This is a genomic window from Malikia spinosa (assembly GCF_002980625.1).
GTDB lineage: Bacteria > Pseudomonadota > Gammaproteobacteria > Burkholderiales > Burkholderiaceae_C > Malikia > Malikia spinosa.
The window spans coordinates 1-23,581 of the sequence record NZ_PVLR01000013.1; the positions used below are offsets into that span (position 1 = coordinate 1).

Genomic DNA, 23,581 nt, shown 5'->3' on the forward strand with positions numbered 1-23,581 from the left:
CGCCAAGCCCTACATGCAGACCATCGAGGTCGAACTCGACGGCCATGAGCGCATGCTGCTGGACGCGCTGATGAAGCTGAAGGCGGTCGACCCCTCGATCTCCTTCCGTCGCAGCTGCCGCGAAGGCGTCTGCGGCTCGGACGCGATGAACATCAACGGCAAGAACGGCCTGGCCTGCCTGACCAACATGAACACGCTGCCGGGCGTGATCACCCTCAAGCCCCTGCCGGGCCTGCCGGTGATCCGCGACGTGATCGTGGACATGACGCTGTTCTTCAAGCAGTACCACTCGGTCAAGCCCTACCTGATCAACCAGACGCCGGCGCTGGAAAAGGAGCGACTGCAGTCGCCCGAGGAGCGCGAGGAGCTCAACGGCCTGTACGAGTGCATCCTGTGCGCGAGCTGCTCGACCTCCTGCCCGAGCTTCTGGTGGAACCCGGACAAGTTCGTCGGCCCGGCCGGTCTGCTGCAGGCCTACCGCTTCATCGCCGACAGCCGCGATGACGCGACGGCCGAGCGCCTCGACAACCTCGAGGACCCGTACCGCCTGTTCCGTTGCCACACGATCATGAACTGTGTCGACGTCTGCCCCAAGAGCCTGAATCCCACCAAGGCCATCGGCAAGATCAAGGAACTCATGATCCGCCGCGCCATCTGACGGTCGGCGAGCACCAGGCCGCTCTGCCCAGCAGTGCAGGGCGGCTGATGGCGGGCCGGTTTCAGGGCGTCGGCCGGTCGCCGTTCTGCCTGCCGTCGGCGCGTGCCGACAGGTAGGCATAGAGGTCCATGATGTGGGCGTTGACGGCCGGCTCTTCCTGCCAGGCCGGCATCGCGACCGGGTGTTCGCGCCGCTGCACCGCCTGGTCGATCCAGCTCTCCGGGCTCTGGCCCACGGGACGGGCCCAGTCATAGCGCTGCAGCACCAGTCCGACGAAGCGGCGTGGTCCCATGGTGCGCATCAGCGGCATCAGGTCGGGACCGAGCTCGGTGCCGGTAGCGGCCGTGCCATGGCAGCTCGCACAGCGGCTCTGATAGACCCGCCAGCCGCTGTAGACCGATCCGGTGGGCTGCAACCAGCGCGCCACTGCCCGCGCGGGCTTGGAATTGCCGAACTCCAGCGCACAGCCGCCCAGCAGCAGCGCTGTGCCCGCCATGGCTGCCACAGCCGCAGCGCGCCAGCGCCATGTCCCGATCTTCTTGTTCATCCTGCTCCTTGCCCAAGGCATGCTGTCGTAGATTGAAGCTATTCTGCACCCATCAATGCAGTCATCCAACAAGAAAGGCAACAGCAGCGAGGCGCGGGCGGGTTCATGCGCCAGGAACTGGGTGCCCGGAATCGGCAGCGCCAACAAAAAACCCCGCGCCAGGCTCGCTGGGCGGGGTTTTTGGTCTGGCGCCTGTGACAGGCCACGCAGCAGAAGCTAGCGCGGCTGTCGCGGCGCTCGGGCCCGGTCAGGCCTCAGGCGTTCTTGCCGCCCTTGGCAGCACCGGTCATGGCGCCGAAGCTGGCTTGAGCTTGCGAGCTGGCCTGGGTCATGGCCTTCTGCATCGATTCCATCGCGCTGGTGGCGGCGGACATGGCGTTCTTCATGGCGGCGACCATCGGCTCGGTGCCGGCCGGTGCCGACTTGGTCATGTTCTCGAAGGCAGCCATGAAGGGCTGCTGGCCGTTGCCGGCGAAGCCTTGAGCAAACTTGCCCAGGTTGACGTCAGCCGCGGTGCTCGAGACGATCTCGACCAGCTTCTGGCTGTAGGACATGGTGCGCTCGGTGACCGACTTCAGCATCGAAGTCTGCAGGTCCATCACTTCTTGCGGGTTCTTGGCGCCGGTCATGGCTTGGGCCAGCTTGCTGGCATCTTCAACGGCGGATTCGGCCGTCTGCAGGTTCAGTTCGACCAGCTTCTTGACGCTTTCGGGAGCGGCCGGGTTGCTGGCGAGCATTTGCTCGATGGTGTTCTTGTAGTTGGCGAAGAATTGTTCGTTGTTCAGCATGACTCGGGCCTTTGGTAGCGGTAGTAGAAGGGAAGTGCGATTATTTATGTTGCACTGCAACATGAGCTCATTCTAAGGGGACCGGCCGAGTCTGGCAAAGCTTTTCTTGCCCCGGTGGTGTTTATTTTTGTTCGACTGCCGTCGCCGTTGCGGGCCGGTCGTCTGGGCGCGGTGTCTGGGCGATCTGCTCGACGCTCCAGTCCACGACCTGCAGCGCGAGCCGGTCGCTGGCCTGGCCAAAGGCACTGACCACCGCGGGCAGCGCGCTATCCGCGGCGGGCTGCCGCTGCTCGAAGCGGCGGCTGGCGACGATGCGCTGCGTGGCGGGCTGCACCAGCCGCAGGTCCAGCTGCAGCAGCACCTGCGGCGAGCCGCCCTGGTAGACGCTCTGGAAGGCGCGCAGCTCGCCGTCGAGCTCGAAATCGGCCTGCAGCATGCGGTCGTCGCTGCTGAGCGTTGTGAGGCGTCCGTCGTGGCGCAGCGCGTCGAGCAGGCGGTTGCGCAGCAGCAGCGGTGCCGGCTCGCTCCACTGCGCGCCCTTGTAATAGCTGACCCGGTCGCCTTCGGGCAGCACGATGATGCGTTGCCCGGCCAGCAGGGTACCGGCGGTCGGCCGCGTCACGCGCAGCGATTCCGGTCGTTGCGCAGTGCTGCTTGCGCTAGGCGCCTGCAGCGGCAGCGCCGACGGCAGCTGGTAGAGATCGACCGGTGCCGACTTGGGCAGCAACGAGCAGCCCGCCAGCAGCAGTCCCAGCAGCGGTGCCAGGGCCAAGGTGCGGGCCAGGGCAGGGCGGCACAGCGGTTGCGGCGCCTGGCGGCGGCTTGCGTTCAAGGGGGAGGATCGGGTCGGCATCACGGCTGGAACTCCTTGATCGGTTCCAGGCCCAGCAGGAAATCGGCGGGCCTGTCTTCGAGTTGGCGGCTGATCTGGCGCAGCGAGGCCAGGGTGGCGCGCAGCTCGGCCAGCGCCGGGCCGATTTCGCTGAGTCCGCGCGCGCCGCTGTCGAGCGAGCCGCGGTTGTCGGCGACCAGCTGCTGGACCGTGGTCATGGTTTGTTCGACCGCCGCCAGCGAGCGCTGGGCGCCCTGCAGGGTCTGGCTGCCCTGTTCATCGAGCAGCCGGTTGCTGGTCGCCAGCAGTCGGGTCGCCTGCTCGAGCGCGGCGTTGGCGCGCTCGCTGGCCTGGGCCAGCGCGCGCATGGCCCGCGCCAGTTCCTCGCGCTGTTCGGCCACCGTGGCGCTGGCTTGCTCGACATGCTTGAGCGTGCGGCGCAGGCTCTCGGCGTTCTCCGCCGAGACGATGGCCCGGGTCTGGATCAGCAGTTCGTTGACGTTGAGCGCCGCGTCCTCGCCCTGGTCCATCAGCTTGCTGATCTGGGACGGTGTCGCGACGATGACGGGCACCTGCCCGCCCTGCGGTTGCAGTGGGCGGCTGTCCGGATCGCTGCCGCTGCTCAGGCGGATGAAGGAGGTGCCGGTCACGCCAGCGAGCACCAGCCGCGCGTGGGTGTCGCTGCGGATCGGGGCGCTGTGCTCGACGCTGACGCGGGCGTAGACGCGCTGGGGGTCCTTGGGGTCGAGCCGCAGGTCCGAGACCTCGCCGATGCGGATGCCGTTGAACTCGACCTTGCTGCCGCGCGACAGGCCGGAGACGGCTTCCTCGAACCAGATGTCGTACAGGTCGCTGGCACGCTCGCCGCCGGCCTTGCCGAGCCAGAGCGTAATCGCCAGCAGGGCGACGGCGGCCAGCAGCGTGAACAGGCCGATCAGGATATGGTGGGCTCGGGTTTCCATGGCATTCAAGTCGGGTGGGTTCGTGGCGGCGGCTGGCCGCTGGCGGCAGCGCGCCCGCGTGGGCCGTGAAAATAGTCGCGCACCCAGGGGTCATCGGTCGCGGCGACCTGTGCCAGCGTGCCGCTGACCAGGACGCGCCGGCCGGCCAGCACCGCGATCCGGTCGCTGATCGCGTGCAGGGTGTCGAGGTCGTGCGTGACCATGAAGACCGTGAGCCCGAGCGCGTCGCGCAGGGTCAGGATCAGTGCGTCGAACGCCGCCGCGCTGATTGGATCGAGCCCGGCGGTGGGTTCGTCGAGCAGCAGGATGGCGGGGTCGAGCGCGAGCGCGCGCGCCAAGGCCGCGCGCTTGATCATGCCGCCCGAGAGCTCGGACGGGTATTTGGCACCGGCGCTTGCCGGCAGGCCAACGAGCGCGATCTTGAGTGCGGCGAGCCGGCTGGCATCAGGGCGCGACAGGCCGGCGTGCTCGATCAGCGGCAGCGCGATGTTCTCGCTCACCGTCAGCGAGGAGAACAGCGCACCTTGCTGGAACAGCACGCCCAGGCGCCGCGCCAGCGCCAGGCGCGGCTCGCCAGCCAGCGTCAGCAGGTCTTGGCCGAACAGGTGCACGCTGCCGGCCTGGGGTCGGTTCAGCCCGACCAGGGTGCGCAGCAGCACCGACTTGCCGGTCCCGGAGCCGCCGACCACGCCAAGGATCTCGCCGCGCAGCAGATCCAGCTCCAGGTTCTCGTGCACGATCTGGCTGCCAAACTGGTTGCGCAGCCCGCGCACCTCGATCACGGCGCTCACCAGCCCATCTCCATGAAGAACAGCGCGGCGACCGCATCGACCACGATCACGACGAAGATCGATTGCACCACGGCCGAGGTGGTGTGCTCGCCGACCGACTGCGCGCTGCCCGCGACCTTGAAGCCCTCGAGGCAGCCGATCACGGCGATCAGGAAGGCGAACACCGGCGCCTTGCTCAGGCCGACGACAAAGTGGCGCAGGCCGATCTGCTGTTCGATCACGGAAAAGAACATCGCCGGCGAGATGTCGAGCTGCAGTGCGCAGACCAGCATGCCGCCCGCGACGCCCGAGGCCATTGCGACCAGCCCCAGGATCGGCAGCGCGACCAGCAGCGCCAGCACGCGCGGCAGCACCAGCAGCTCGACCGGATCGAGCCCCATCACACGCAGTGCGTCGATTTCCTCGTCGGCGCGCATCGAGCCGATCTGGGCCGCGAAGGCGCTGGCGGTGCGGCCCGCGACCAGGATCGCGGCCAGCAGCACGCCGAGCTCGCGCAGGAAGGCGAATGCGACCAGGTGCACCGTATAGAGACTGGCGCCGAAGGTCTGCAGCACGGTCGCGCCCAGGAAGGCGACCACCGCGCCGACCAGGAAGGTCAGCAGCGCGACGATCGGCAAGGCATGGAGTCCGGTGCTTTCGAGCTGGGCCGCGAAGGCGGTCAGGCGCCAGCGCCGCGGGCGCGGTAGCAGGCGCAGTCCGGTTTCGAGCGTGAGTCCGATGAAGCCCGACAGGCCCACGCCGTGGTGCCAGAAGCCCTGCATCGCCCGGCCGGCTTGCTCAAGCAGGTCGCCGATCGCGCTGCCTGCCGGCGCTGGCGTTGCTTGGGCCTCCGTCGCCTGCATGGCGCGCGCGACCGCGCCGAGCAGGGCGCGTCGTTCGGGTGTCAAGGCGCTGGTGTCCTGGCTCAGTTGCTGCAGCCGTTCGCTGCCGAGCAGTTGCAGCAGCAGGCTGGCGCCTGCGGTGTCGAGCGCGCCGAGTTCGCTGCAGTCGATCTGGCAGTCTGCCGCCAGCGGCGGCTGCAGGGTCTGCAGCTGCTGCGCCAGCGCGCCATGGTGGGCCAGGGTCCAGTCGCCGCTCAGCCGCAGGCAGGCTGCGCCCGCCATCGGGGTGAACTGGAACTGCCCTGGGCCGGGATCTGACGACATGGGCCGACTATAGCCGGGCTGAGGCGACAAAAACCAAAACGCCCAGCAGTCGAAACTGCTGGGCGTATGATGTTTGGTTGCGCGGGCAAGATTTGAACTTGCGACCTTTGGGTTATGAGCCCAACGAGCTACCAGGCTGCTCCACCGCGCGTCAGAGGCTCTATTATGCCTGAGATCGGGTCCGATGCCCGGACCTGGGTCAAAAATGTTTCATGTTAGCGCGCCAGTCACCATTTAGTAATATCGCAGCCACCCAGAGCCAGAGGGCCTGCACCAGACAGGTCACCGCCAAGGGCCGCCTTGCCGGGCTGGCCCCCCTATCTCGAACCGGATTTACTTTTTCATGAGCACCCACAGCCCCAATCTGCTGAGCCGCCTGTCGCTGGCCTTGGCCAGCTTCTTCTCCATCCTGTCACGGCCCGGCTTCGCCGCCGATGTCGAGCGCCTGCGCCGCGAGGGCTGGCCCGCGCCGGTCGCACCGGCTCCTGTGGTCGCGCCCGTTGCCCCTGTGGCGCCTGTCGCGCCGGTGGCAGCGCCGCCTGCGCCCATCCCGCAGCCCCAGCTCGCGCCCGAGACTGCCGCGCTGCAACTGCTGGGCCTGCTGCAACGCGAGGCCCGCTTCATCGATTTCGTGCAGGAAGATGTCCAGGCCTATGGCGATGCCGAGATCGGCGCCGCCGCCCGCGTCGTGCACGAGGGCTGCCGCAAGGTGCTGCGCGAGCATTTCACTTTCGAGCCGGTGCGCGCCGAGGCCGAGGGCAGCCGCCTGACGTTGCAGCCCGGCTTCGATGCCGCTGCCGTGCGCGTCACGGGCCATGTGGTCGGCCAGCCGCCCTTCACCGGCACGCTGGGCCACCGTGGCTGGCGCGCGACCGAGACTCATCTGCCCAAGCTGGGCCAGGGTCATGATGCGAGCGTGCTGGCGCAGGCGGAGGTCGAGCTGTGAACCAGACTCCGAATCAGAATCCCGCAGCGGATCAGCCAGCCGCGCAGCCGCGCTACAGCCTGGGTCTGGACCTGGGCACCACGCATTGCGCGCTGTCCTGGGTCGATACCGAGGCCAGCGACGGAGAAAAGGTGGTGCAGGGCGTGCTGCCGATCCCGCAGCTGACCGGCCCTGGCTCGGTCGAGGACAAGCCGCTGCTGCCGTCCTTCCTCTATCTGCCGCACGAGAGCGAACTCGCGCCGGGCGACCTGGGCCTGCCCTGGGCGGCTGGCCAGGCTTACGCGGTGGGCGAATTTGCCCGCACGCGCGGCGCGGCCACGCCGATCCGGCTGGTCGCGAGCGCCAAGAGCTGGCTCTGCCACCCGGGCGTGGACCGGCGCGGGACTATCCTGCCGGCCGAGGCGCCGGCCGAGGTCGAGCGGGTCTCGCCGCTGGAAGCCTCGGTGCGCTATTTGTCGCACCTGAAGGCGGCCTGGAACCAGGCGCATCCGGAAGCGCCTTTCGAGCAGCAGCAGGTCACGGTCACGATTCCGGCCTCGTTTGATCCGGTCGCGCGCGAGCTCACCGCCGAGGCGGCGCAGGCGGCGGGCTTCCAACAGCTGACCCTGCTCGAGGAGCCGCAGGCCGCGCTCTACAGCTGGATTCAGCAGAGCGCGGGCGGCTGGCGCCAGTCGGTCCGGCGCGGCGACCTGATCCTGGTGGTTGACGTCGGCGGCGGCACCACCGACCTGTCGCTGATCGCGGTGCTCGAGCGCGACGGCGAACTCGAGCTGCACCGGGTCGCGGTCGGTGAGCATATCCTGCTTGGCGGCGACAACATGGACCTGGCGCTGGCCTATGGCGTGACTGCCAAGCTGGCGCAGCAGGGCAGCCGGCTCGACGCCTGGCAGACGCGCGCGCTGGCCCATGCCTGCCGCGGCGCCAAGGAGGCGCTGCTCAATGACGCGACGCTCGACGCGGTGCCGGTGGTGGTGCCGAGCCGCGGCTCGAAGCTGATCGGCGGCAGCATCCGGACCGAGGTCACGCGCGCCGAGCTCAGCAAGTTGCTGCTCGAAGGCTTCTTCCCGCCGGCACAGGCCAGCGACCAGCCGGTCAGCCGCGCGCGCGCCGGCCTGACCCAGCTCGGCCTGCCTTACGCGCAGGATGCGGCGGTCACGCGCCACCTGGCGGCCTTCCTGAGCCGCCAGCTCGGCGCGACCGAGTCGCTGGAAGGCTTTGGCGTGCCGCAGCCCTATGCCGCGACCTTCCTGCACCCGACCGCGGTGCTGTTCAACGGCGGCGTGCTCAAGTCGGGGCTGATTGCCGAGCGCCTGCTCGAGACGCTCAATGGCTGGCTGGTCGCCGACGGCGCGCCGCCGGCACGCCTGCTGCCGGGCGCCGACCTCGACCTGGCGGTCGCGCGCGGCGCGGCCTACTACGGCTATGTGCGGCGCGGCCGTGGCGTGCGCATTCGTGGCGGCACGGCCCAGTCCTATTACGTCGGTGTCGAGTCATCGATGCCGGCGATCCCGGGCTTCGAGCCGCCGCTGCAGGCGCTGTGCCTGGCGCCGTTCGGCATGGAGGAGGGGACCGAGGCGCCGCTGCCCGAGCAGCAGTTCGGCCTGGTGGTCGGCGAGCCGGTGCGTTTTCGTTTCTTCGGCTCGAGCGTGCGGCGCCAGGACCCGGTCGGCGCGCTGCTCGACTTCTGGAGCCCGGACGAGCTGCAGGAGCTGCAGGAGATCGAGGTCAGCCTGCCGGCCGAGGGCCGCGCGCCGGGCGAGGTGGTCGCGGTGCGGCTGCAGGCGCGCGTGACCGAGACCGGCACCATCGAGCTCGAGGCGCTGCCGGTCGGTGGCCACGAGCGCTGGAAGGTCGAGCTCGACGTGCGAGCCGAGGCGTTGGCCCAGGTGCCGGCCTGAGGTGGCAGGTCCCGAGTTGAGCCCGCGCTACGCGGTCGGCGTCGACCTGGGCACCAGCCATGTGGTGGTGGCCTGGGCCGATCTGGCGGCGGACCAGCCCGAGGTCCGGCTGCTCGAGATCGAGCAGCTGGTCGCGTCGGGCCAGGTCGCGGCGCTGGCGCTGCTGCCTTCGCTGCGCTACCACCCGGCGCCGGGCGAGCTGGCTGAGTCCGACTTGCAGCTGCCCTGGCCTGATCCCGTCTTGGCCTCGGCTTCGGCCTTGATCGGGCACGACGATGGTGCCGATGCCGATGCCGATGCCGATGCCGGTGGCGGTCGCGAAGCTGCTGTCCAGTGGCCGCCAGCGGTGATCGGGCGCTGGGCCCAGCAGCTCGGCGCGCAGCGGCCGGGGCGGCTGGTGGCGAGCGCCAAGAGCTGGCTGTCGCACCCGGGCGTCGACCGCAGCGCGGCCATCCTGCCCTGGGGCGCTGGCGACGAGGTGGCCAAGGTCTCGCCGGTCGCGGCCAGCGCGAGCTATCTGGCCCATGTGCGCACGGCCTGGCAGGCGCGCTTTCCCGACCATCCGCTCGAACAACAGGCGCTCACGCTGACGGTGCCGGCCTCGTTCGACGAGGGCGCGCGCGCGCTCACGCTCGAAGCCGCGCGGCTGGCCGGACTCGGTGCGCTGCGCTTGCTCGAGGAGCCGCAGGCGGCCTTTCATGACTGGCTGCTGCGCCATCGCGACCGGCTGGCCGCTGAACTGGCGGACTCCCGGCTGGTGCTGGTGGTCGATGTCGGCGGTGGCACCACCGACCTGACGCTGGTGCGGGTCGAGCCCGATGCCGCGGGCGGCCCGCCACAGCTGACCCGCGTCGGTGTCGGCGACCACCTGATGCTCGGGGGCGACAACATGGACCTGGCGCTGGCGCATCAGGTCGAGCGTCGCCTGGCTGGCAGCGCGCCGCTGCCGGCGGCCGGCCTGTCGCAGCTGGTCCAGCGCTGCCGCGCCGCCAAGGAGCTGCTGTTGTCGGACCAGGCGCCCGAATCGGTGTCGGTCACGTTGCTGGGCAGCGGTTCGCGCCTGGTCGGCAGCGCGCGTTCGGTCGATCTGGCGCGCGACGAGGTCGAGCGGCTGGTGGTCGATGGCTTCCTGCCGCTAGCGCCGGCCTCCGAACGCCCGCGCAAGCGGCGTGCCGGCCTGGTCGAGTTCGGCTTGCCTTATCCGGCCGATCCGGCGATCACGCATCATCTGGCTGAATTCCTGCAGCGCCATGCCGCCGCCGCGCGCGAGGCCTTGGGGCCTGGCGTGCCGGATGGCGTTGGCGGTTTTCCGCTGCCCGATACGCTGCTGCTCAATGGCGGCGTGTTCCGCGCCCCGGCACTGGCGCGCCGGTTGTGCCAGCTGCTCGAGTCCTGGCGTGGCCAGCCGCTGCGCCTGCTGCACAACGCCGACCCCGACCTCGCGGTCGCGCGCGGTGCGGTGGCGCAGGCGCTGCTGCGCGCCAGCCGCCTGCCCGGACTGGGCCCAAGTATTGGCGGCGGCGCGGCGCGCAGTTATTTCCTGCTGCTCGAGCAGCAGGGCCGCACCCAGGGCCTGTGCCTGCTGCCGCGCGGCACGCCCGAGGGCAGCGAGCTGGCCTTGCCGGGCCGGCGCTTTGCGCTGCGGCTGGGCCAGGCGGTGCGCTTCCATCTGGTATCGGCCTCGGGTGACGGCGCCTGGCAGGCCGGCGAGCTGGTCGAACTCGATGCCGAGCGCTTCGTTCGCCTGCCCGCGCTCGCGGCCGTGCTCGCGCCTACGCAAGGGCAAGGGCAGGGGCAGCGCCGCGCCGAGGTCACGGTCGAGCTGCTGACCCGCATGACCGAGGTCGGCACGCTCGAGGTGCATTGCGTGGCCTGTGATGACCCGACCCAGCGCTGGCAGCTGGCATTCCAGCTGCGCGGCGCCGGTGCTGCCGAATCGGACGCGGCTGATGCCACTGACGGGACTGGTGGGACTGGTGGGGCCGATACCGGGCCGACTGCACATCCCCGGCTGGCCGAGGCGCTGGCGCTGCTCGAGCGCGTCTTTGGCGAGGGCTCGCAGCGGGTCGAGGCCAAGGAGGTGCGCCAGCTGCGCGCCGGTCTGGAGCGACTGCTGGGGCCGCGCGAGGCCTGGGAGCTGGCGTTGCTGCGCGCGCTGTTCGATGCGCTGCTGGCGCGGGCCCAGCGCCGGCGCCGTTCGGCCGAGCATGAGCGCGCCTGGCTGAACCTGGCCGGCTACTGCCTGCGCCCGGGAACCGGCGCGCCGCTCGATGACTGGCGCGTGGCCCAGCTGTGGGAACTCTATCCGCAAGGCCTGCAGTTCGGTGCCGAGAGCAATAACTGGTCCGAATGGTGGACGCTCTGGCGCCGGGCCGCTGGCGGCCTGGGCGAGGCGCAACAGCTCGAGCTGCTGCAGACCGTCGGGGCGACGCTGGAGCAGATCGTCACGAGCCGCCAGGCCTCCCATCCGCTCAAGGGCAGCTATGACGACATGCTGCGGCTGGTGGCCGCGCTCGAGCGGGTGCCGCAGGCCTATCGTGCCGAACTGGGTCAGTGGCTGGTCGGACGGCTGCAGAAAACCGCCCAGGCCAGTGGCGCCAGCGCTGCCGGCGCTTCGGCCCGTGAAGGCAAGGCAGGAGCTAAATCGGGCGGCAAGCCGACCGAGCCAGCCAGCGCCTGGTGGGTGGTCGGCCGGCTGGGGGCGCGGGTCTCGCTCTACGGCCAGGCGCAGAACCTGGTTTCGCCCGAGGTTGCGACCGCCTGGCTGCAGGCGCTGCTGGCGCTGGACTGGCGTCGGGTCGAGCCGGCCGCCTTTGCCGCGGTGCATATCGCGCGCGTCAGTGGTGACCGCGCGCGCGACCTGGCGCCCGAATGGCGCGATCGTGTATTGCAGCGCCTGGTCGAGATCAAGGCGCCCGAGCTCTGGTGCCGCATGCTGCGCGAGCGGGTCGAACCCGACGCGGCCGAACAGCGCCTGAGCTATGGCGAGGCGCTGCCGCCCGGGCTGCGGCTGCTGGCGGGCTGATCAGGGGCCTTCGACCGCGACCCGGCTGGCGCCGCCGTTGAGGCGGCTGACCCGGACCCTGGTGCCGATGCGCTCGGTCATCTCCTGCACATGCGAGATCACGCCGACCTTGCGCCCGAGCGCCTGCAGCCGATCGAGCGCGTCGAGCGCGACATTGAGCGATTCGGCGTCCAGGCTGCCGAAGCCTTCGTCGATGAACAGCGACTCGACCTTGACCCGGTGCGACGACAGCGAGGCCAGCCCGAGCGCGAGTGCCAGCGAGACCAGGAAGGATTCGCCACCCGAGAGCGAATGCACCGAGCGCAGCTCGTCGCCCATGTCCTGGTCCACCACCAGCAGTCCGAGGCTGTCGCGTTGCCGTTCGATCCGGTAGCGGCGTGTGAGCCCCTGCAGGTGCGCATTGGCATAGTCCAGCAGCAAGTCGAGCGTGAGCTGCTGCGCGAAGTTGCGGAACTTCTTGCCGTCGGCCGAGCCGATCAGCTCGCCTAGCTGCTCCCAGGTCCGGGTCCGTGCCGACTGGGTCTCGATCTGCTGGCGCAGTCCGGCCGATTGCGCCAGCCGCTGATCGTCCTGCGCAAGCGCGAGCCTGAGCCCGGCTTGCAGCGCCGTCGCCGCGTCACAGGCCTGATCGAGCGTCAGCCGCTGTCGCTCGAGATCGGCCAGCGCCAGGTCGGCTGCCTGCGGCTCCTTCGCTATCTTCCCGGCCTGATCTGCCTGATCTGCCTGATCTGCCTGATCTGCCTGATCTGCCTGATCGGTCGATTCGGGCATGGGGCGGCTGGCCTCATGCCGCGCCAGCGTCTCGCGGCGGTCCTGCAGCACGGCTTGCGCCTGTTGCACCGCCCGTTCGAGTTGCTGCAGCTGATCGCGCTCGCGCGCCAGCCAGGCGGCGGGTGTGGCCAGCAGCTGCTGCAGGCCTTCGAGCGTCAGCGCGGCAGCATCGGCCTGCTCAGCCTGCTCAGCCTGCTCAGCCTGCTCAGCCTGCTCGGGCGGCTGGGATGGTTTCGATTCCCGGGCTTCCCGGTTGAAGCCGGCCAGCCAGTCCTGCAGCGCCTGCTGCGCCTGTCGCTGCGCGTCCTGCTCGCGCTGGCGCCTGAATCCGGCCTGATGCAGCGCTTCTTGCAGCCGGGCCTGTTGCTGGCGGAGCTGGTTCAATGCCTCCAGCTGCCCGGCCAGCCTGGTCCTGGCCTGCTCCAGCGCCGCCGTCATCGCGGCGTCGATGGCCTGCACCGCCTGGCCGCCGAACAGTGCGGCGCGCCCGGACTCGCAGTCCGCCAGTTCGTTTTCGATCTGCTGCAGTGCCTCGGCCTGGCTTTGCTGCTGGCGCTGCGCGAGGGCGCTGGCCTCCTGCCGGCTGTCGGCTTCCTGTGCCAGCAGCTGCAGGCTGGCCTGCAGCGCCTCGGCTTGCGCGCTGGCGCCGGACCAGTCCTGCGCCGATTGCCGCAGGCGGGCACCATGGCCCTCGGGGTCGGCCAGCCATTGCTCGCGCCAGGCCGATCGGGTGAAGGCCTGATCGAGCTGGGCCAGCACCGATTCGAGCGCTTGTTCGAGCCGTGCCAGCTGTTGCTGGCGGGACTGTCCCTGCTGTGCCAGCTGGGCGGCTTGTTGCTCGAGCTGTTGCTGGCTGTGCCGCGTCTGATCCTGGCGCGCCTTGGCGGCATCAAACGCCAGCCGCGCCTGTTCGCTGGCGCGCAAGGCTTCGCGCTGGCCGGCTTCTTGTTCGTTGGCGTGCTGCAGGGCTGCGAGCGTCTCGGCCTGGCTTTGCTCCAGCCAGCCTGGAATGGTTTCGGCTGGCTGGCTTGAGCATTCTGCATGGAGCGGATGTGCATTCCAATCGGTCTGTAGCACCTGCTGCTGGCTCGCCAGCGTCGAGCGCTCGGTATCGATCTGCTGCAGCGCCTGTTCGGCCAGCGTCTGTTCGGCTTGCGCGCCGGCCTGGCGCTGCAGCAGTCCGTCGAGCGCCAGTCGGCGACTTTGCGCATGGGCGCGCAGCGCCTCGAGCACCGCATCGGCCACCGGCGAGCTCTGCGGATGCTCGGTGGCGCCGCAGACCGGGCAGGGCTGGCCCGGCTGCAGGCTGGCGCGCAGTGCCTCGGCGCTGTCGCTCGCGGCCAGGCTGGCTGCCTGCCAGGCCTGTTCGGCCGAGCGCAGTTCGGCTTCGGCCAGCACCCGTCCGTTGGCGCTGGCCGCCAGCGCTTCCCGGGCCTGGCTCAAGGCCTGCGCCTGTTGCGCCTGCTGTGCGGCCAGGCTGGCGGCGCGCGCCTCGAGTTCCTGGCGCCGGCTCCAGAGCTGCGCCAGCGCTTGCAGCGACTCGCGCCGGGCCTGCCAGGCGGTCTTGTCACGCGCCAGCTGCTCCGGATCGAATGCCGCGCAGGCCTGGACGGCCGCCTGCAGGCTGGCCGCTGCGGCCGCGCTGGCGGCTACCGCATCGGCTTGCCGGCTGCTGGCCTGGGCCAATGCGTCTGCGATCTGCCTGGCCTGCAAATCCTGTTCGGCTTCTTCGGCCAGCAGGTCTTGCTGCTGTTCGCGCAAGCCACCGGCCTGGGCCAGCAGGGCTTCCCAGCGCGGCCAGCCCTGTGCCAGCGCACGCCAGCCCTCGTGCTGTTCGAGCCAGGCCAGCAGGTGTTGCCGTTCGGCGGCTTCGCGCTGCTGGCGTGCCTGGGCCTGCTGCTGGCGCGTCAGCGCCTGTGCCAGCTCGTCGGCCGCTTGCTGGTGCGACTGCCGCGCCGACTCCAGGCGCGGCCGGGTCAGGGCGATGCGCCCGTCCAGCGCTCGGGCCTGCTCGAGCAGCGGCTGTGCGGCGGCCTGTTCGCGCTCTAGCACCTGCAGCGCCAGTCCGGCCTGCTCATGCGCGGCCGTCAGTTGCTCGACCTCTTGCCCGAGCTGTCCGGCCTTGAGCTGGCTGTCTGCCAGCAGCGCCTGTTCGCCGGCCAGCGCCTGCCCGACGCGATCGAGCTCGACCAGCAGCGGTCGCGCTGCCTCGACCCGCTCGACGCGCTGCAGCTGGGCGCGGCGTGGTCGTGCCGCCTCGCAGGCCGCCTGGTCATGCGCCAGCAGTCGCTCGGCCTCGGCCTGCTGGCCTTGCAGTTGCTCAAGCTGCAGCTGCCAGCGCTGGCGCTCGGCCAGCGCCGATCGGTCCCGCTCCAGTGCTTCGAGCTGGCGCTTGACCTCCTGTAGCTCGGTTTCCTGGTGCGTCCGCTCGGCCGGCTCCAGTGGCTGGCAGTCCTGCAATTGCAGTTGCAGCCGTTCGAGTGCCGTCTTCTCGGACTTCATGCGCTCATAGGCCAGGGTCGACAGGCGCGAGAAGGTCTCGGTCCCGGTCAGGGTCTGCAGCAGCTCGGCGCGCTCGTCGTCGCTGGCCTTCAGGAAGGTCGCGAAGTCGTTCTGCGCCAGCAGCACCGCGCGCGTGAACTGCTCGAAGTTCAGTCCGATCACGGCCTCGATCTGGCGCAGCGTCTCGGTCTTGCGGTGGTCGCCCAGCACCTGGTCGCCCGCGATCCGGCTGAAGCGGATCTCGCTGGCCTGCAGCTTGCCGCTGTGCTTGCCGTGCGCGCGCCGCACGCTCCAGCGCGAGCGGTAGCCGGTGCCGTCGCTGCCGATGAAGTCGACCTCGGCCCAGCCCTCGGCTGCGCCGCGCCGCAGCAGGTTGCGCGGGTCGGCGCTGCCGACGGCATGGGCGCCGACATCGGGCACGCTTTCGCTGCGCGAAGTCGCGCGTGCCAGCCGCGGCGTGCGTTCATAGAGCGCCAGGCACAGGGCATCGAGCAGGGTGCTCTTGCCCGCGCCAGTCGGACCTGTGATGGCGAACAGGCCGGCCGAGGCCAGCGGTTCGACCGTGAAGTCGAGCGCGAATTCGCTCGACAGCGAGGCCAGATTCCGGCCCCGGATCGCGAGTATCTTCATGCTGTCTCCTGCGCCTGGAGCAGCAGTTCATCGAAGGCCTGCAGCAGCTCATGTGCCGGCTCGGCGCCGAAGCGGTGCCGGTAGAGCCGGCCAAAGAAGTCGGCCGGCTCCAGGGAGGCGAGCTCCTCGACCGAGACCTTGGGTGCTGGGTTGGCCTCGGACAGTTCGGCCGCCCGGACATGGCTGGTCTCGATCCGCACCAGCCGCACCGGCTTGCCGGCCAACGCGGCCTCGATGCTGGCGCGCAGTCCGGGCTCGGGCTGTTCCAGCTGCACCCGCACCAGCAGATAGGGCTGCTCGGCCTCGGGCCGCTGCGGCAGCTCGAGCGCTTCGAGCTGTTTCAGCACCTGCTCGAGTGGCGCCGGCTGCCGCGGCAGGCGCAGCAGCTCGACCGCGCGCGGGATGCGCAGCTCCCTGACCTCGGTCACTGCCTCGCCTGAGAGTTCGACCAGTAGCACCTGATGCGGGTAGTCGACCTCGGAAAAGGACAGCGGCAGCGGGCTGCCGCAATAGCGCCGCGTCGGGTCGCCGCCGACGCGCTGCGCCAGATGCAGGTGTCCCAGCGCGACATAGGCGATGCCGGGATCGAACAGCGCGCTGGGCAGCGCCTCGGCGCCGCCGATCACGAGCCGGCGCTCGGATTCCTCGGACACCTGGCCGCCGCGCATGTGGCAGTGGCCCATCGCGACCACGGCCTGGCCGGGCTGGCGTCGCGCCTGCACCCGCTGCCAGGCCTGGCGATACAGCTGCGCCATGCCGGCTTGGTAGCTGTCGAGCGCTTCTGTCTCGCTGGCGGCGAGGCGCGGCAGATCGGCCGGACGCAGGAAGGGCATCGCGATGCACCAGGCCGCGACGGCGCCGCTGCGGTCCTTGAGCGGCAGGATCAGCCGGTCCAGCTGGGCTGCCGAATCTTCGTCGTTCGCGTCGCTGGCGCCGTCAGCCGGTCTGCCGACCGCACCGATCGCACCGATCGCGCTGGCGTCGAACAGCGACAGCAGCGGCCCGGGCGCCTCGATCCGGCCTGGCGAATCGTGGTTGCCCGCGATCATCACGATCGCCAGCTGCGGCACCCGCGCGCGCGCCCGGGTCAGGAAATCGTAGAGCTGGCGCTGCGAGGCCGCCGAGGGGTTGGTGTGGTCGAACAGGTCGCCCGCGATCAGCAGCGCATCGACCTGTTCGGCCTCCAGCTGCTCGAGCAGCCAGTCCAGGAAGCGGGCGTGTTCGTAGCCGCGCTCGTACTGGTGCAGCGTCTGCCCCAGGTGCCAGTCGGAGGTGTGCAGGATCTTCATTGACTGAGATTATTGCTGCAGCCGGCCGGCGTACTGATCCGTGGCCTGTCCTGCTCTATCCTGTCTTGGCCCAGACCGCCCAGACCGCCCAGACCGCCCAGACCGCCCAGACCGCCTGTCCCGGCTTGGCCCGGTCTTCAGCCGGCGACCCAGGCCAGTCCCGCTGCCAGCCCCAGCCCGTGCACCGTTCCGGCCGCGATCGTCAGCAGGATGGCCGGTTGCAGCGTTGAGGGCCGATCGGCGCGCAGCCACAGCAGCCCGCTGGCTGCGAGCGAAAGCGGCAACGAGGCCAGACCCGCGAGTGCCGGAGCCGGCAGCCAGCCCAGCCATGCCGCGCCCACCACCCAGCCATGCGCCAGCAGCGCCATCAGCAGATAGAGCCGGGCGCTGGCTCGAGCGCCGAGCCTGACCACCAGCGTGCGCTTGCCGACTGCCGCGTCCGAGGCGGCATCGGGGTAGCCGTTGATCAGCAGGATATTGGCCATCAGCAGCGCAAAGCCGAATGCCGCGATTCCCGGCAGCAGCAGCCAGTCGCGCCGCTGCACCTGGTCGGCGCCGACCACGATCAGCCCCCAGGCCAGCGCCACGGCCAGCTCGCCCAGGCCGCGCGACATCAGCTTGAGCGGCGGGGCCGAATAGGCCCAGCCCAGTGCCAGCCCGGCCAGCCCGAGCAGCAGCAGCCCGCCACCCGTGACCCAGGCCAGCAGCAGTCCGCCCAGCGCCACGCCGGCCAGCAGCCCCCAGGCCAGCGCACGGGTTTGCTCCGGCGTGACCTGGCCCTGCTGGATCAGCCGCGAGCCGCCCGTGAACGGAAACAGCCCGCTCTGGTTGGCCGCATCGGCGCCGTTGAGCGCATCGTGGTAGTCGTTGAGCACATTGGCGCCGGCATGCGCTGCCAGCGCCAGCACCAGCGTCAGCAGGGCCAGCCGCCAGTCGGTCGACCCGTTGCTGCTGGCGGCCGATGCGATGCCCAGCAGGCAGGCGACCGCGGTGATGGTCAGGAAGCCGGGCCGGGTCATGCGCAGCAGCAGTTTCCAGTCGAGGCGGGTAGGGGGTTTCGTTGTCATGCGTCTATTGTGGCAAGACTCGCCAGCGCCAGCGCCAGCGCCAGCCCTGCCGGACTGGACTGGACGCGGCTAGCGTTCCTGGGGGGCGGCTGCCACGCGCGCGAACAACTCGTGCCGGTAGCGGATCCCCAGCTTGTTGAACGCGCGGTCGCGATAGGTCTTGACGGTGGGCGCGGTCAAGCCCAGGTCGGCCGCGATGCCATCCTGGGTCCAGCCCTTGAGCAGGCGCTGGCAGACATCGCGCTCGCGCGCGGTCAGACCCTCGAGCGCGTCAGACTGTGCCGGCAGGCTGGCATTCAGCGTGACATGGCGCTGCACGCAGGCCAGCAGCGGCGGCGCCATGTCGGCCACCGCATCGATCGCGTCGGCACAGAAGACCGGCTGATGCTCATGGCGGTAGAAGTTGATCGCGAGCAGCCCGTGGCGCTCGCTGGGCGTGACGATCGACAAGCGCTCCTGCAGGCCGTGCGCGCTGTAGATGGCCGAGCGGTGCTCGATCGGAATCTCGCTGGCGTTCCAGTGCACCATGGCCGTCGTGCCAGGCGCGACCCGGTCGCGCGCCACGGCAAAGGTGGCATCGCGCCGGTAGAGCGAGTCGCGATACACCCGCCAGGAAGCCGCCGTGCCATCGGGAAAGGCCTGGATGCTGCCGTGGGCGTGCAGGCTGGGCGGTGCATCCTGGTACAGGGTGTAGACCGACCACCAGGCCAGCGGCATCCAGCGGTTGAGGTCGGCCAGTGCCTGCTGGCCGAAATGCGGGTTGCCGACATGGCCGATCACCCCAGCCAGCGCCGACAAGCCGCCCGCCTGGAGACCGTGGGAACGGGGCAATTCGATGAGCTGCATGGGGTGTAAGGAGGTGCAGGGGGTTTCCCTGTCCTCTTCTGGGTGGACAGACAGAAGCGCGCGCAGATTCTAATCTCCATCCGGTCCAGAACAAGAGGCCGGACCGCCGGCCATGACCCGAGGAGACCCCCGTCCATGACCGCCGCCATTGCCGCTCCGATCGACATCGCCAGGCTGGAAAGCCAGCCCTACGAAAGCTATCAGCCCCATCGCTCCGTTCTCGAGGCGCTGGAGCAGGCGACCCGTGACTGGCCAGAGCGCACGGCCCTGACCTATATCGAAGCGCCCGACCCTGAGCGGCCGGCCAGGCGCTGGAGCTACGCGGAATTCGCGACCGAGGTCCGGCGCGCTGCCAACCTGTTTCGCCAGCTGTCGGATGGCAAGCCCGCGCGTGTCGCGACGCTGCTGCCCAACATCCCGCAAGCCTGGTTCACTCTGCTCGGCGCCGAGACCGCCGGCGTGCTGTGTCCGGTCAACTACCAGCTCGACGCCGAGCATGTGGCCGAGCTGGTGCATGCCACCGGTGCCAACATCCTGGTCGCATTGGGCCCTCATCCCGAGCTCGACATCTGGTCGCGCGTGACCGAGATCAGTCGGCGCTGCCCCCTGCTCAAGCAGGTGCTGGTGGTGGGCGCTGCCGACGGCGCACAGGATTTCGACGCCGCGCTGGCCCGCATGCGCGGCGACCGGCTCGAATTCGAGGTTCCGCTGGAGCGCGACCGCCTGGCGGCGCTGTTCCACACCGGCGGCACGACCGGCCGCCCCAAGCTGGCGCAGCACACGCATGGCAACCAGCTGCATGTGGCCCTGGGGGCGACCCAGATGTACGGCATGGGCCATGAAGACGTGATGCTCAACGGCTTTCCCCTGTTCCATGTCGCGGGCTCCTTCGTCTATGGGCTGTCCACGCTGATGGCTGGTGCCGAGCTGGTGCTGCCGACGCTGCTGGGCATGCGCAACAAGGCCTTCGTCGCGCGCTACTGGGACTTCGTCGCGCGCCACCGCATCACGCTGCTGGCAGGGGTGCCGACCGTGATGTCCGGCCTGATGGCCGGGCCGCTGCCGGCGCCGGGCCAAGCCGCGCGGGTGCGCGCCATGCTGACCGGCGGCTCTCCGTTGCCAGACGAAGTGGCCGCCGGCTTCGAGCGCCAGTTCTCGATCCCGGTGCGCAACATCCTGGGCATGACCGAATGCGCAGGCGTGATCTCGATCGAGCCAGTGGCCGGTGTGCGCGTTCCGGGGTCCTGCGGCTTGCCATTGCCCTATACCCGGGTGCGCAGCATCGATGGCGCGGGCCAGCCCTTGCCAGCGGGCGCCACCGGCGTGCTGTGCGTCCAGGGGCCCGCGGTCGGGCCGGGCTACACCGAGGCCGAACGCAATGCCGGCACCTTCCACGACGGCTGGCTGATCACGGGCGATATCGGCCATGTCGACCACGACGGCCGGGTTTTCATCACCGGCCGGGCCAAGGACGTGATCGTGCGTGGTGGCCACAACATTGATCCGCACCTGATCGAGGATGCCCTGATGCGCCACCCCGCCGTGCTGATGGCCGCCGCCGTCGGTGAGCCCGACGAATACGCCGGCGAACTGCCGGTCGCCTATGTGGTGCTCAAGGACGGTGCCGACATCGAACCGGCCGAGCTGCTCCGGTTCACCCAGCAGTACATCCCGGAGCGCCCGGCCTGTCCCAAGCGCATCGAGCGGGTGGCCGCGCTGCCTCAGACCGCCATCGGCAAGATCTACAAGCCAGCGCTGCGCCAGGCCGCGATCGGCCGCGGCTTGCGCGAGCGCCTCGAGCGCGCCGGCCTGTCCGAGCAGGCCCAGGTCGAGGTGCGCGACGAGGCTGGCGTCACCACGGTGATCTTCATGCTGCAGCCACACGCTTCCCCGGATGCCTCCCCGCAGGCCTTGGCCGAGGCCGTGCGCCGGATCATGGCGCCCTTTGCCCTGCGCTACCGCATCGAAGCGGGGCTGGCAACGATCTCTTGACTGAACAGGACCTATATGGATTCCCCCTTGTTGTACCGCCGCCAGGGCGCGGTGGCCGTGCTCACCTTGAACCGTCCTGCCGCGCGCAACGCGCTCACGCCCGAGATGCTCTGCCGCCTGGCCGATGCCGTGATCGATTTCGAGCGTGACGACGGCTTGCAGGTGCTGGTGATTGGCGCGGCCGGTGAGCAGGCTTTCTGCGCCGGTGGTGACCTGGCTCGCACCCTCCCGCTCATGAGCGGCGAGCGCGCGCCCGCCGACCCCTGGGATCACCGCGTGCTCGAGGACCCCGAGGTCATGCGAGCCTCCTCGCTGCGTGACTATCCCTTGCACAAGCCCGTGATTGCCGCGATCAACGGCGCCTGCTTTGCCGCCGGCTTCGAGCTCATGCTCGGGACCGACATCCGCATCGCCGCCGAACATGCGACCTTCTGCCTGCCCGAGGTCAAGCGGGCCGTTGTGCCGTTTGCCGGCTCGATGGTGCGCCTGCCGCGGCAGATTCCCTATGCCAAGGCCATGGAGCTGATGCTGACCGGCGACCCGATCGACGCCCGTGAGGCACTCGCCATCGGGCTGGTCAACCATGTGCTGCCGGCCGCCGAGGTGATGACCCGTGCCCTGCAACTGGCCGAGCGCATCGCACAGAACGGTCCGCTGGCGGTGCGCCGGCTCAAGCAGACCGTGACCGAAGCCAGCGGCCGGTCGCTGGCCGAGGGCTTCGCGCTGGAGGACGAAACCAAGCGCATCGTGCTGGGTAGCGAAGACGCGCGCGAGGGACCGCGCGCCTTCATGGAAAAACGTGCGCCGCATTACCGCGGCCGTTGAAGGACGACATGAACCATCCATCGAAACCCATCAGCCTGAGCGGCCAGGTGGCCATCGTCACCGGCAGTGGCCGCGGCCTGGGACTGGCCTTCGCGCAGGCCCTGGCCCGCGCCGGAGCCCGCGTCGTGGTCAACGACATCGATCCCGCCACGGCCGAGGCCGCCGTCGCCTCCATCCTGGCCGAGGGGGGCCAGGCGGTGCACGAGGTCGTGCCGGTGGGCACGGCCGAAGCGGCCGATCGCCTGGTCAGCAAGGCCGTCGACACCTGGGGCCGGCTCGACATCCTGTGCGCCAATGCCGGCATCCTGCGCGACCGCGTGCTGTGGAACATGAGCGACGAGGACTTCGACGCCGTCATCCACACCCACCTGCGCGGCACCTTCACCTGTGCCCGCTCGGCTGTGCGCCGCATGCGCGAGCAGGGACAAGGCGGGCGCTTGCTGCTGATCGCCTCGCCGGCCGGCCAGCGTGGCAACTTCGGCCAGACCAGCTACTCGGCGGCCAAGGCCGGCATCGCGGGCTTCGCGCGCACCTGGGCCATGGAATGCGCCAAGTCCGCCATCACGGTCAACGCCATCGTGCCGGTGGCCTATACCCAGATGGTGGTCTCGATGCCGGCGTTCGCGCCTTATGCCGAAGCGGTGGCGCGCGGCGAGCCGCTGCCGACCGAGCTGCGCCAGCGCATGGGCCTGGGCACGTCCGCCGATGTCGCTCCGTTGCTGGTCTTCCTGGCCTCGGAGCAGGCACGCCACATCACGGGCCAGTGCATCGGCCTGGGCGGCGACAAGCTGAGCCTGTGGTCGCACCCGCAGGAGCTGCGCTCGGCCTACCGCGAAGGCGGCTGGAGCGCCGAGGACATCGCCCGGGTCTGGGACAGCTCGGTGGGCATCGAGCCGCAAAGCCTCGGAATGCCGCCGCTCTAGACCTGCCTCAGTTTGATTTCATCACCCACAGAGAAAAAGAGGAGACACCATGAAGAACAGCCACGTCACCCGCCGCCACCTGCTGGCCGGCAGCATCGCCTTGACACTGGGCTCCGCCCTGCCAACGGCCTGGGCCCAGGTCTATCCCGACAAGCCGGTCAAGCTGGCGGTCGGCTTTGCGCCCGGCACCGGCCCCGACCTGCTGGCCCGCACCGCCGGCCAGCAATTCGCCGACCTGATCAAGCAGTCGGTCGTGGTCGACAACCGCTCCGGCGCTGGCGGCCAGATCGCCGCTGCCGCGACAGCCAAGAGCCCGGCCGACGGCTACAACCTGCTGCTGGCCGACCTGTCATCCATCAGCATCGCGCCCGCGGCCTTCTCCAAGCTGCCTTACGACCCGCAAAAGCAGCTGATTCCAGTGACGGAAATCGCCCGCACCGACTTTGTGCTGGTGGTCCCGGCCAGTTCGCCGGCCAGGAATATGGACGAGTTCGCCCGCTTGGCCAAGGCCCAGGGCGGCAAGGTCAACTTCGCCACCTTCGGTGCCGGCACTCCGGGCCATTTCGGTGCCGTGATGCTGGCCGAGATGGCCGGCTACAAGACGGAGGTGATCCACTACCGCCAGACCGCTGACGTGATCACGGCGCTCGGCAGCGCCGAGGTGCAAGGCGCCCTGATGTCCACCCCGCTGGCAATGGCCCAGGTCAAGGGCGGCAAGATGCGCGCGCTCGCCACCACGGCCGCCAAGCGCTCAGCGCTGCTGCCCGAAGTGCCGACCTTCATTGAAAGCGGCTATCCCAAGGCGGACTTCTCGGCCTGGTTCGTGATCTTCGTGCCGGCTGGCACCAGCCAGCCAGTCATGGACCTGGTCCAGCGCGAGATGGTCAAGGCCGTGCAGACCCCCGAGACGCGCAAGAGGTTGGAGGAGGCTGGCTTCACCGTCTCGGGCAGCAGCCAGGCCGAGGCGCGCAAGATGGTGCAGGCCGAGACCGTGCGCTGGGCCGAGGTCGTGCGCAACAGCGGCTTTCGCGGCGACTGACGGCGCTCGATTCGAGTAGATGGGAATGGTTTTCTGAATCAATGCATGGGGTGAAATCTGATTCAGGGACCATTTTCCTGCTGTTTCTTGCTGTCAGGATCGCGT

18 protein-coding genes and 1 tRNA gene are annotated in these 23,581 nt (G+C 69.8%); 8 read left to right on the forward strand and 11 right to left on the reverse strand.

Annotated elements, in window-relative coordinates:
• Positions 1-658: succinate dehydrogenase iron-sulfur subunit (locus C6P61_RS05415; protein WP_105728917.1), on the forward strand; the 658-nt coding region annotated here is incomplete at its 5' end.
• A 61-nt stretch (positions 659-719) separates the two neighbouring features.
• Here the strand turns inward: C6P61_RS05415 and C6P61_RS05420 are convergent.
• The 7 genes from C6P61_RS05420 to C6P61_RS05450 form a co-directional block, all read right to left on the reverse strand.
• On the reverse strand, positions 720-1,205 hold the full coding sequence (locus C6P61_RS05420) for a c-type cytochrome (protein ID WP_105728918.1): 486 nt from the start codon (positions 1,203-1,205) through the stop codon (positions 720-722).
• Between the two features lie 254 nt (positions 1,206-1,459).
• Entirely contained in the window at positions 1,460-1,993 is a 534-nt protein-coding gene (locus tag C6P61_RS05425) for a phasin family protein (protein WP_161126539.1), read from the reverse strand.
• Between the two features lie 121 nt (positions 1,994-2,114).
• On the reverse strand, positions 2,115-2,825 hold the full coding sequence (locus tag C6P61_RS05430) for an ABC-type transport auxiliary lipoprotein family protein (protein WP_211296926.1): 711 nt from the start codon (positions 2,823-2,825) through the stop codon (positions 2,115-2,117).
• Positions 2,826-2,845: 20 nt separating this feature from the next.
• On the reverse strand, positions 2,846-3,787 hold the full coding sequence (locus tag C6P61_RS05435) for an MlaD family protein (RefSeq protein WP_105728921.1): 942 nt from the start codon (positions 3,785-3,787) through the stop codon (positions 2,846-2,848).
• Positions 3,788-3,792: 5 nt separating this feature from the next.
• Positions 3,793-4,578, reverse strand: a complete 786-nt coding sequence (locus C6P61_RS05440) for an ABC transporter ATP-binding protein (RefSeq protein ID WP_105728922.1) — start codon at positions 4,576-4,578, stop codon at positions 3,793-3,795.
• On the reverse strand, positions 4,575-5,723 hold the full coding sequence (locus C6P61_RS05445; protein ID WP_105728923.1) for an ABC transporter permease: 1,149 nt from the start codon (positions 5,721-5,723) through the stop codon (positions 4,575-4,577). Before C6P61_RS05445 ends, C6P61_RS05440 begins: the two co-directional genes overlap by 4 nt.
• Before the next feature lie 74 nt (positions 5,724-5,797).
• Positions 5,798-5,874, reverse strand: a tRNA-Met gene (locus C6P61_RS05450).
• 192 nt (positions 5,875-6,066) lie between these two features.
• Between C6P61_RS05450 and C6P61_RS05455 the strand changes: the two genes are divergently transcribed.
• From C6P61_RS05455 to C6P61_RS05465, 3 genes are read left to right on the forward strand one after another with little or no spacing between them, the layout of a single operon-like run.
• Positions 6,067-6,669: a DUF2760 domain-containing protein gene (locus tag C6P61_RS05455; protein ID WP_105728924.1), complete on the forward strand. Its 603-nt coding sequence runs from the start codon at positions 6,067-6,069 to the stop codon at positions 6,667-6,669.
• Positions 6,666-8,567: an Hsp70 family protein gene (locus C6P61_RS05460; protein ID WP_105728925.1), complete on the forward strand. Its 1,902-nt coding sequence runs from the start codon at positions 6,666-6,668 to the stop codon at positions 8,565-8,567. The genes C6P61_RS05455 and C6P61_RS05460 overlap by 4 nt, the downstream gene beginning before the upstream one ends.
• Positions 8,568-8,583: 16 nt before the next feature.
• Complete coding sequence (locus tag C6P61_RS05465; protein WP_105728926.1) at positions 8,584-11,592, forward strand: Hsp70 family protein; 3,009 nt, start codon at positions 8,584-8,586, stop codon at positions 11,590-11,592.
• Here the strand turns inward: C6P61_RS05465 and C6P61_RS05470 are convergent, their stop codons facing one another.
• The 4 genes from C6P61_RS05470 to C6P61_RS05485 all read right to left on the reverse strand — a co-directional run bounded on the left by C6P61_RS05470 (position 11,593) and on the right by C6P61_RS05485 (position 18,697).
• The gene (locus C6P61_RS05470) at positions 11,593-15,495 is read right to left on the reverse strand and encodes an AAA family ATPase (RefSeq protein ID WP_105728927.1); all 3,903 of its coding nucleotides are present in this window, start codon (positions 15,493-15,495) and stop codon (positions 11,593-11,595) included.
• Entirely contained in the window at positions 15,492-16,784 is a 1,293-nt protein-coding gene (locus C6P61_RS05475) for an exonuclease SbcCD subunit D (protein WP_105728928.1), read from the reverse strand. The genes C6P61_RS05470 and C6P61_RS05475 overlap by 4 nt, the downstream gene beginning before the upstream one ends.
• Positions 16,785-16,921: 137 nt before the next feature.
• Positions 16,922-17,851: a prenyltransferase gene (locus C6P61_RS05480; RefSeq protein WP_211296927.1), complete on the reverse strand. Its 930-nt coding sequence runs from the start codon at positions 17,849-17,851 to the stop codon at positions 16,922-16,924.
• Positions 17,852-17,920: 69 nt separating this feature from the next.
• Positions 17,921-18,697, reverse strand: a complete 777-nt coding sequence (locus tag C6P61_RS05485) for a helix-turn-helix transcriptional regulator (protein ID WP_105728930.1) — start codon at positions 18,695-18,697, stop codon at positions 17,921-17,923.
• A gap of 135 nt (positions 18,698-18,832) precedes the next feature.
• On the opposite strand from C6P61_RS05485, the gene C6P61_RS05490 reads away from it, so the two are divergent.
• From C6P61_RS05490 to C6P61_RS05505, 4 genes are read left to right on the forward strand one after another with little or no spacing between them, the layout of a single operon-like run.
• Positions 18,833-20,689, forward strand: coding sequence for an AMP-binding protein (locus tag C6P61_RS05490; protein ID WP_105728931.1), 1,857 nt, complete (start codon positions 18,833-18,835; stop codon positions 20,687-20,689).
• A gap of 27 nt (positions 20,690-20,716) precedes the next feature.
• Complete coding sequence (locus tag C6P61_RS05495) at positions 20,717-21,514, forward strand: enoyl-CoA hydratase/isomerase family protein (RefSeq protein WP_244908780.1); 798 nt, start codon at positions 20,717-20,719, stop codon at positions 21,512-21,514.
• A gap of 8 nt (positions 21,515-21,522) precedes the next feature.
• The gene (locus C6P61_RS05500) at positions 21,523-22,437 is read left to right on the forward strand and encodes an SDR family NAD(P)-dependent oxidoreductase (RefSeq protein WP_105728951.1); all 915 of its coding nucleotides are present in this window, start codon (positions 21,523-21,525) and stop codon (positions 22,435-22,437) included.
• Between the two features lie 49 nt (positions 22,438-22,486).
• Positions 22,487-23,476, forward strand: coding sequence for a Bug family tripartite tricarboxylate transporter substrate binding protein (locus C6P61_RS05505; RefSeq protein WP_105728933.1), 990 nt, complete (start codon positions 22,487-22,489; stop codon positions 23,474-23,476).
• Positions 23,477-23,581 lie beyond the last annotated feature (105 nt).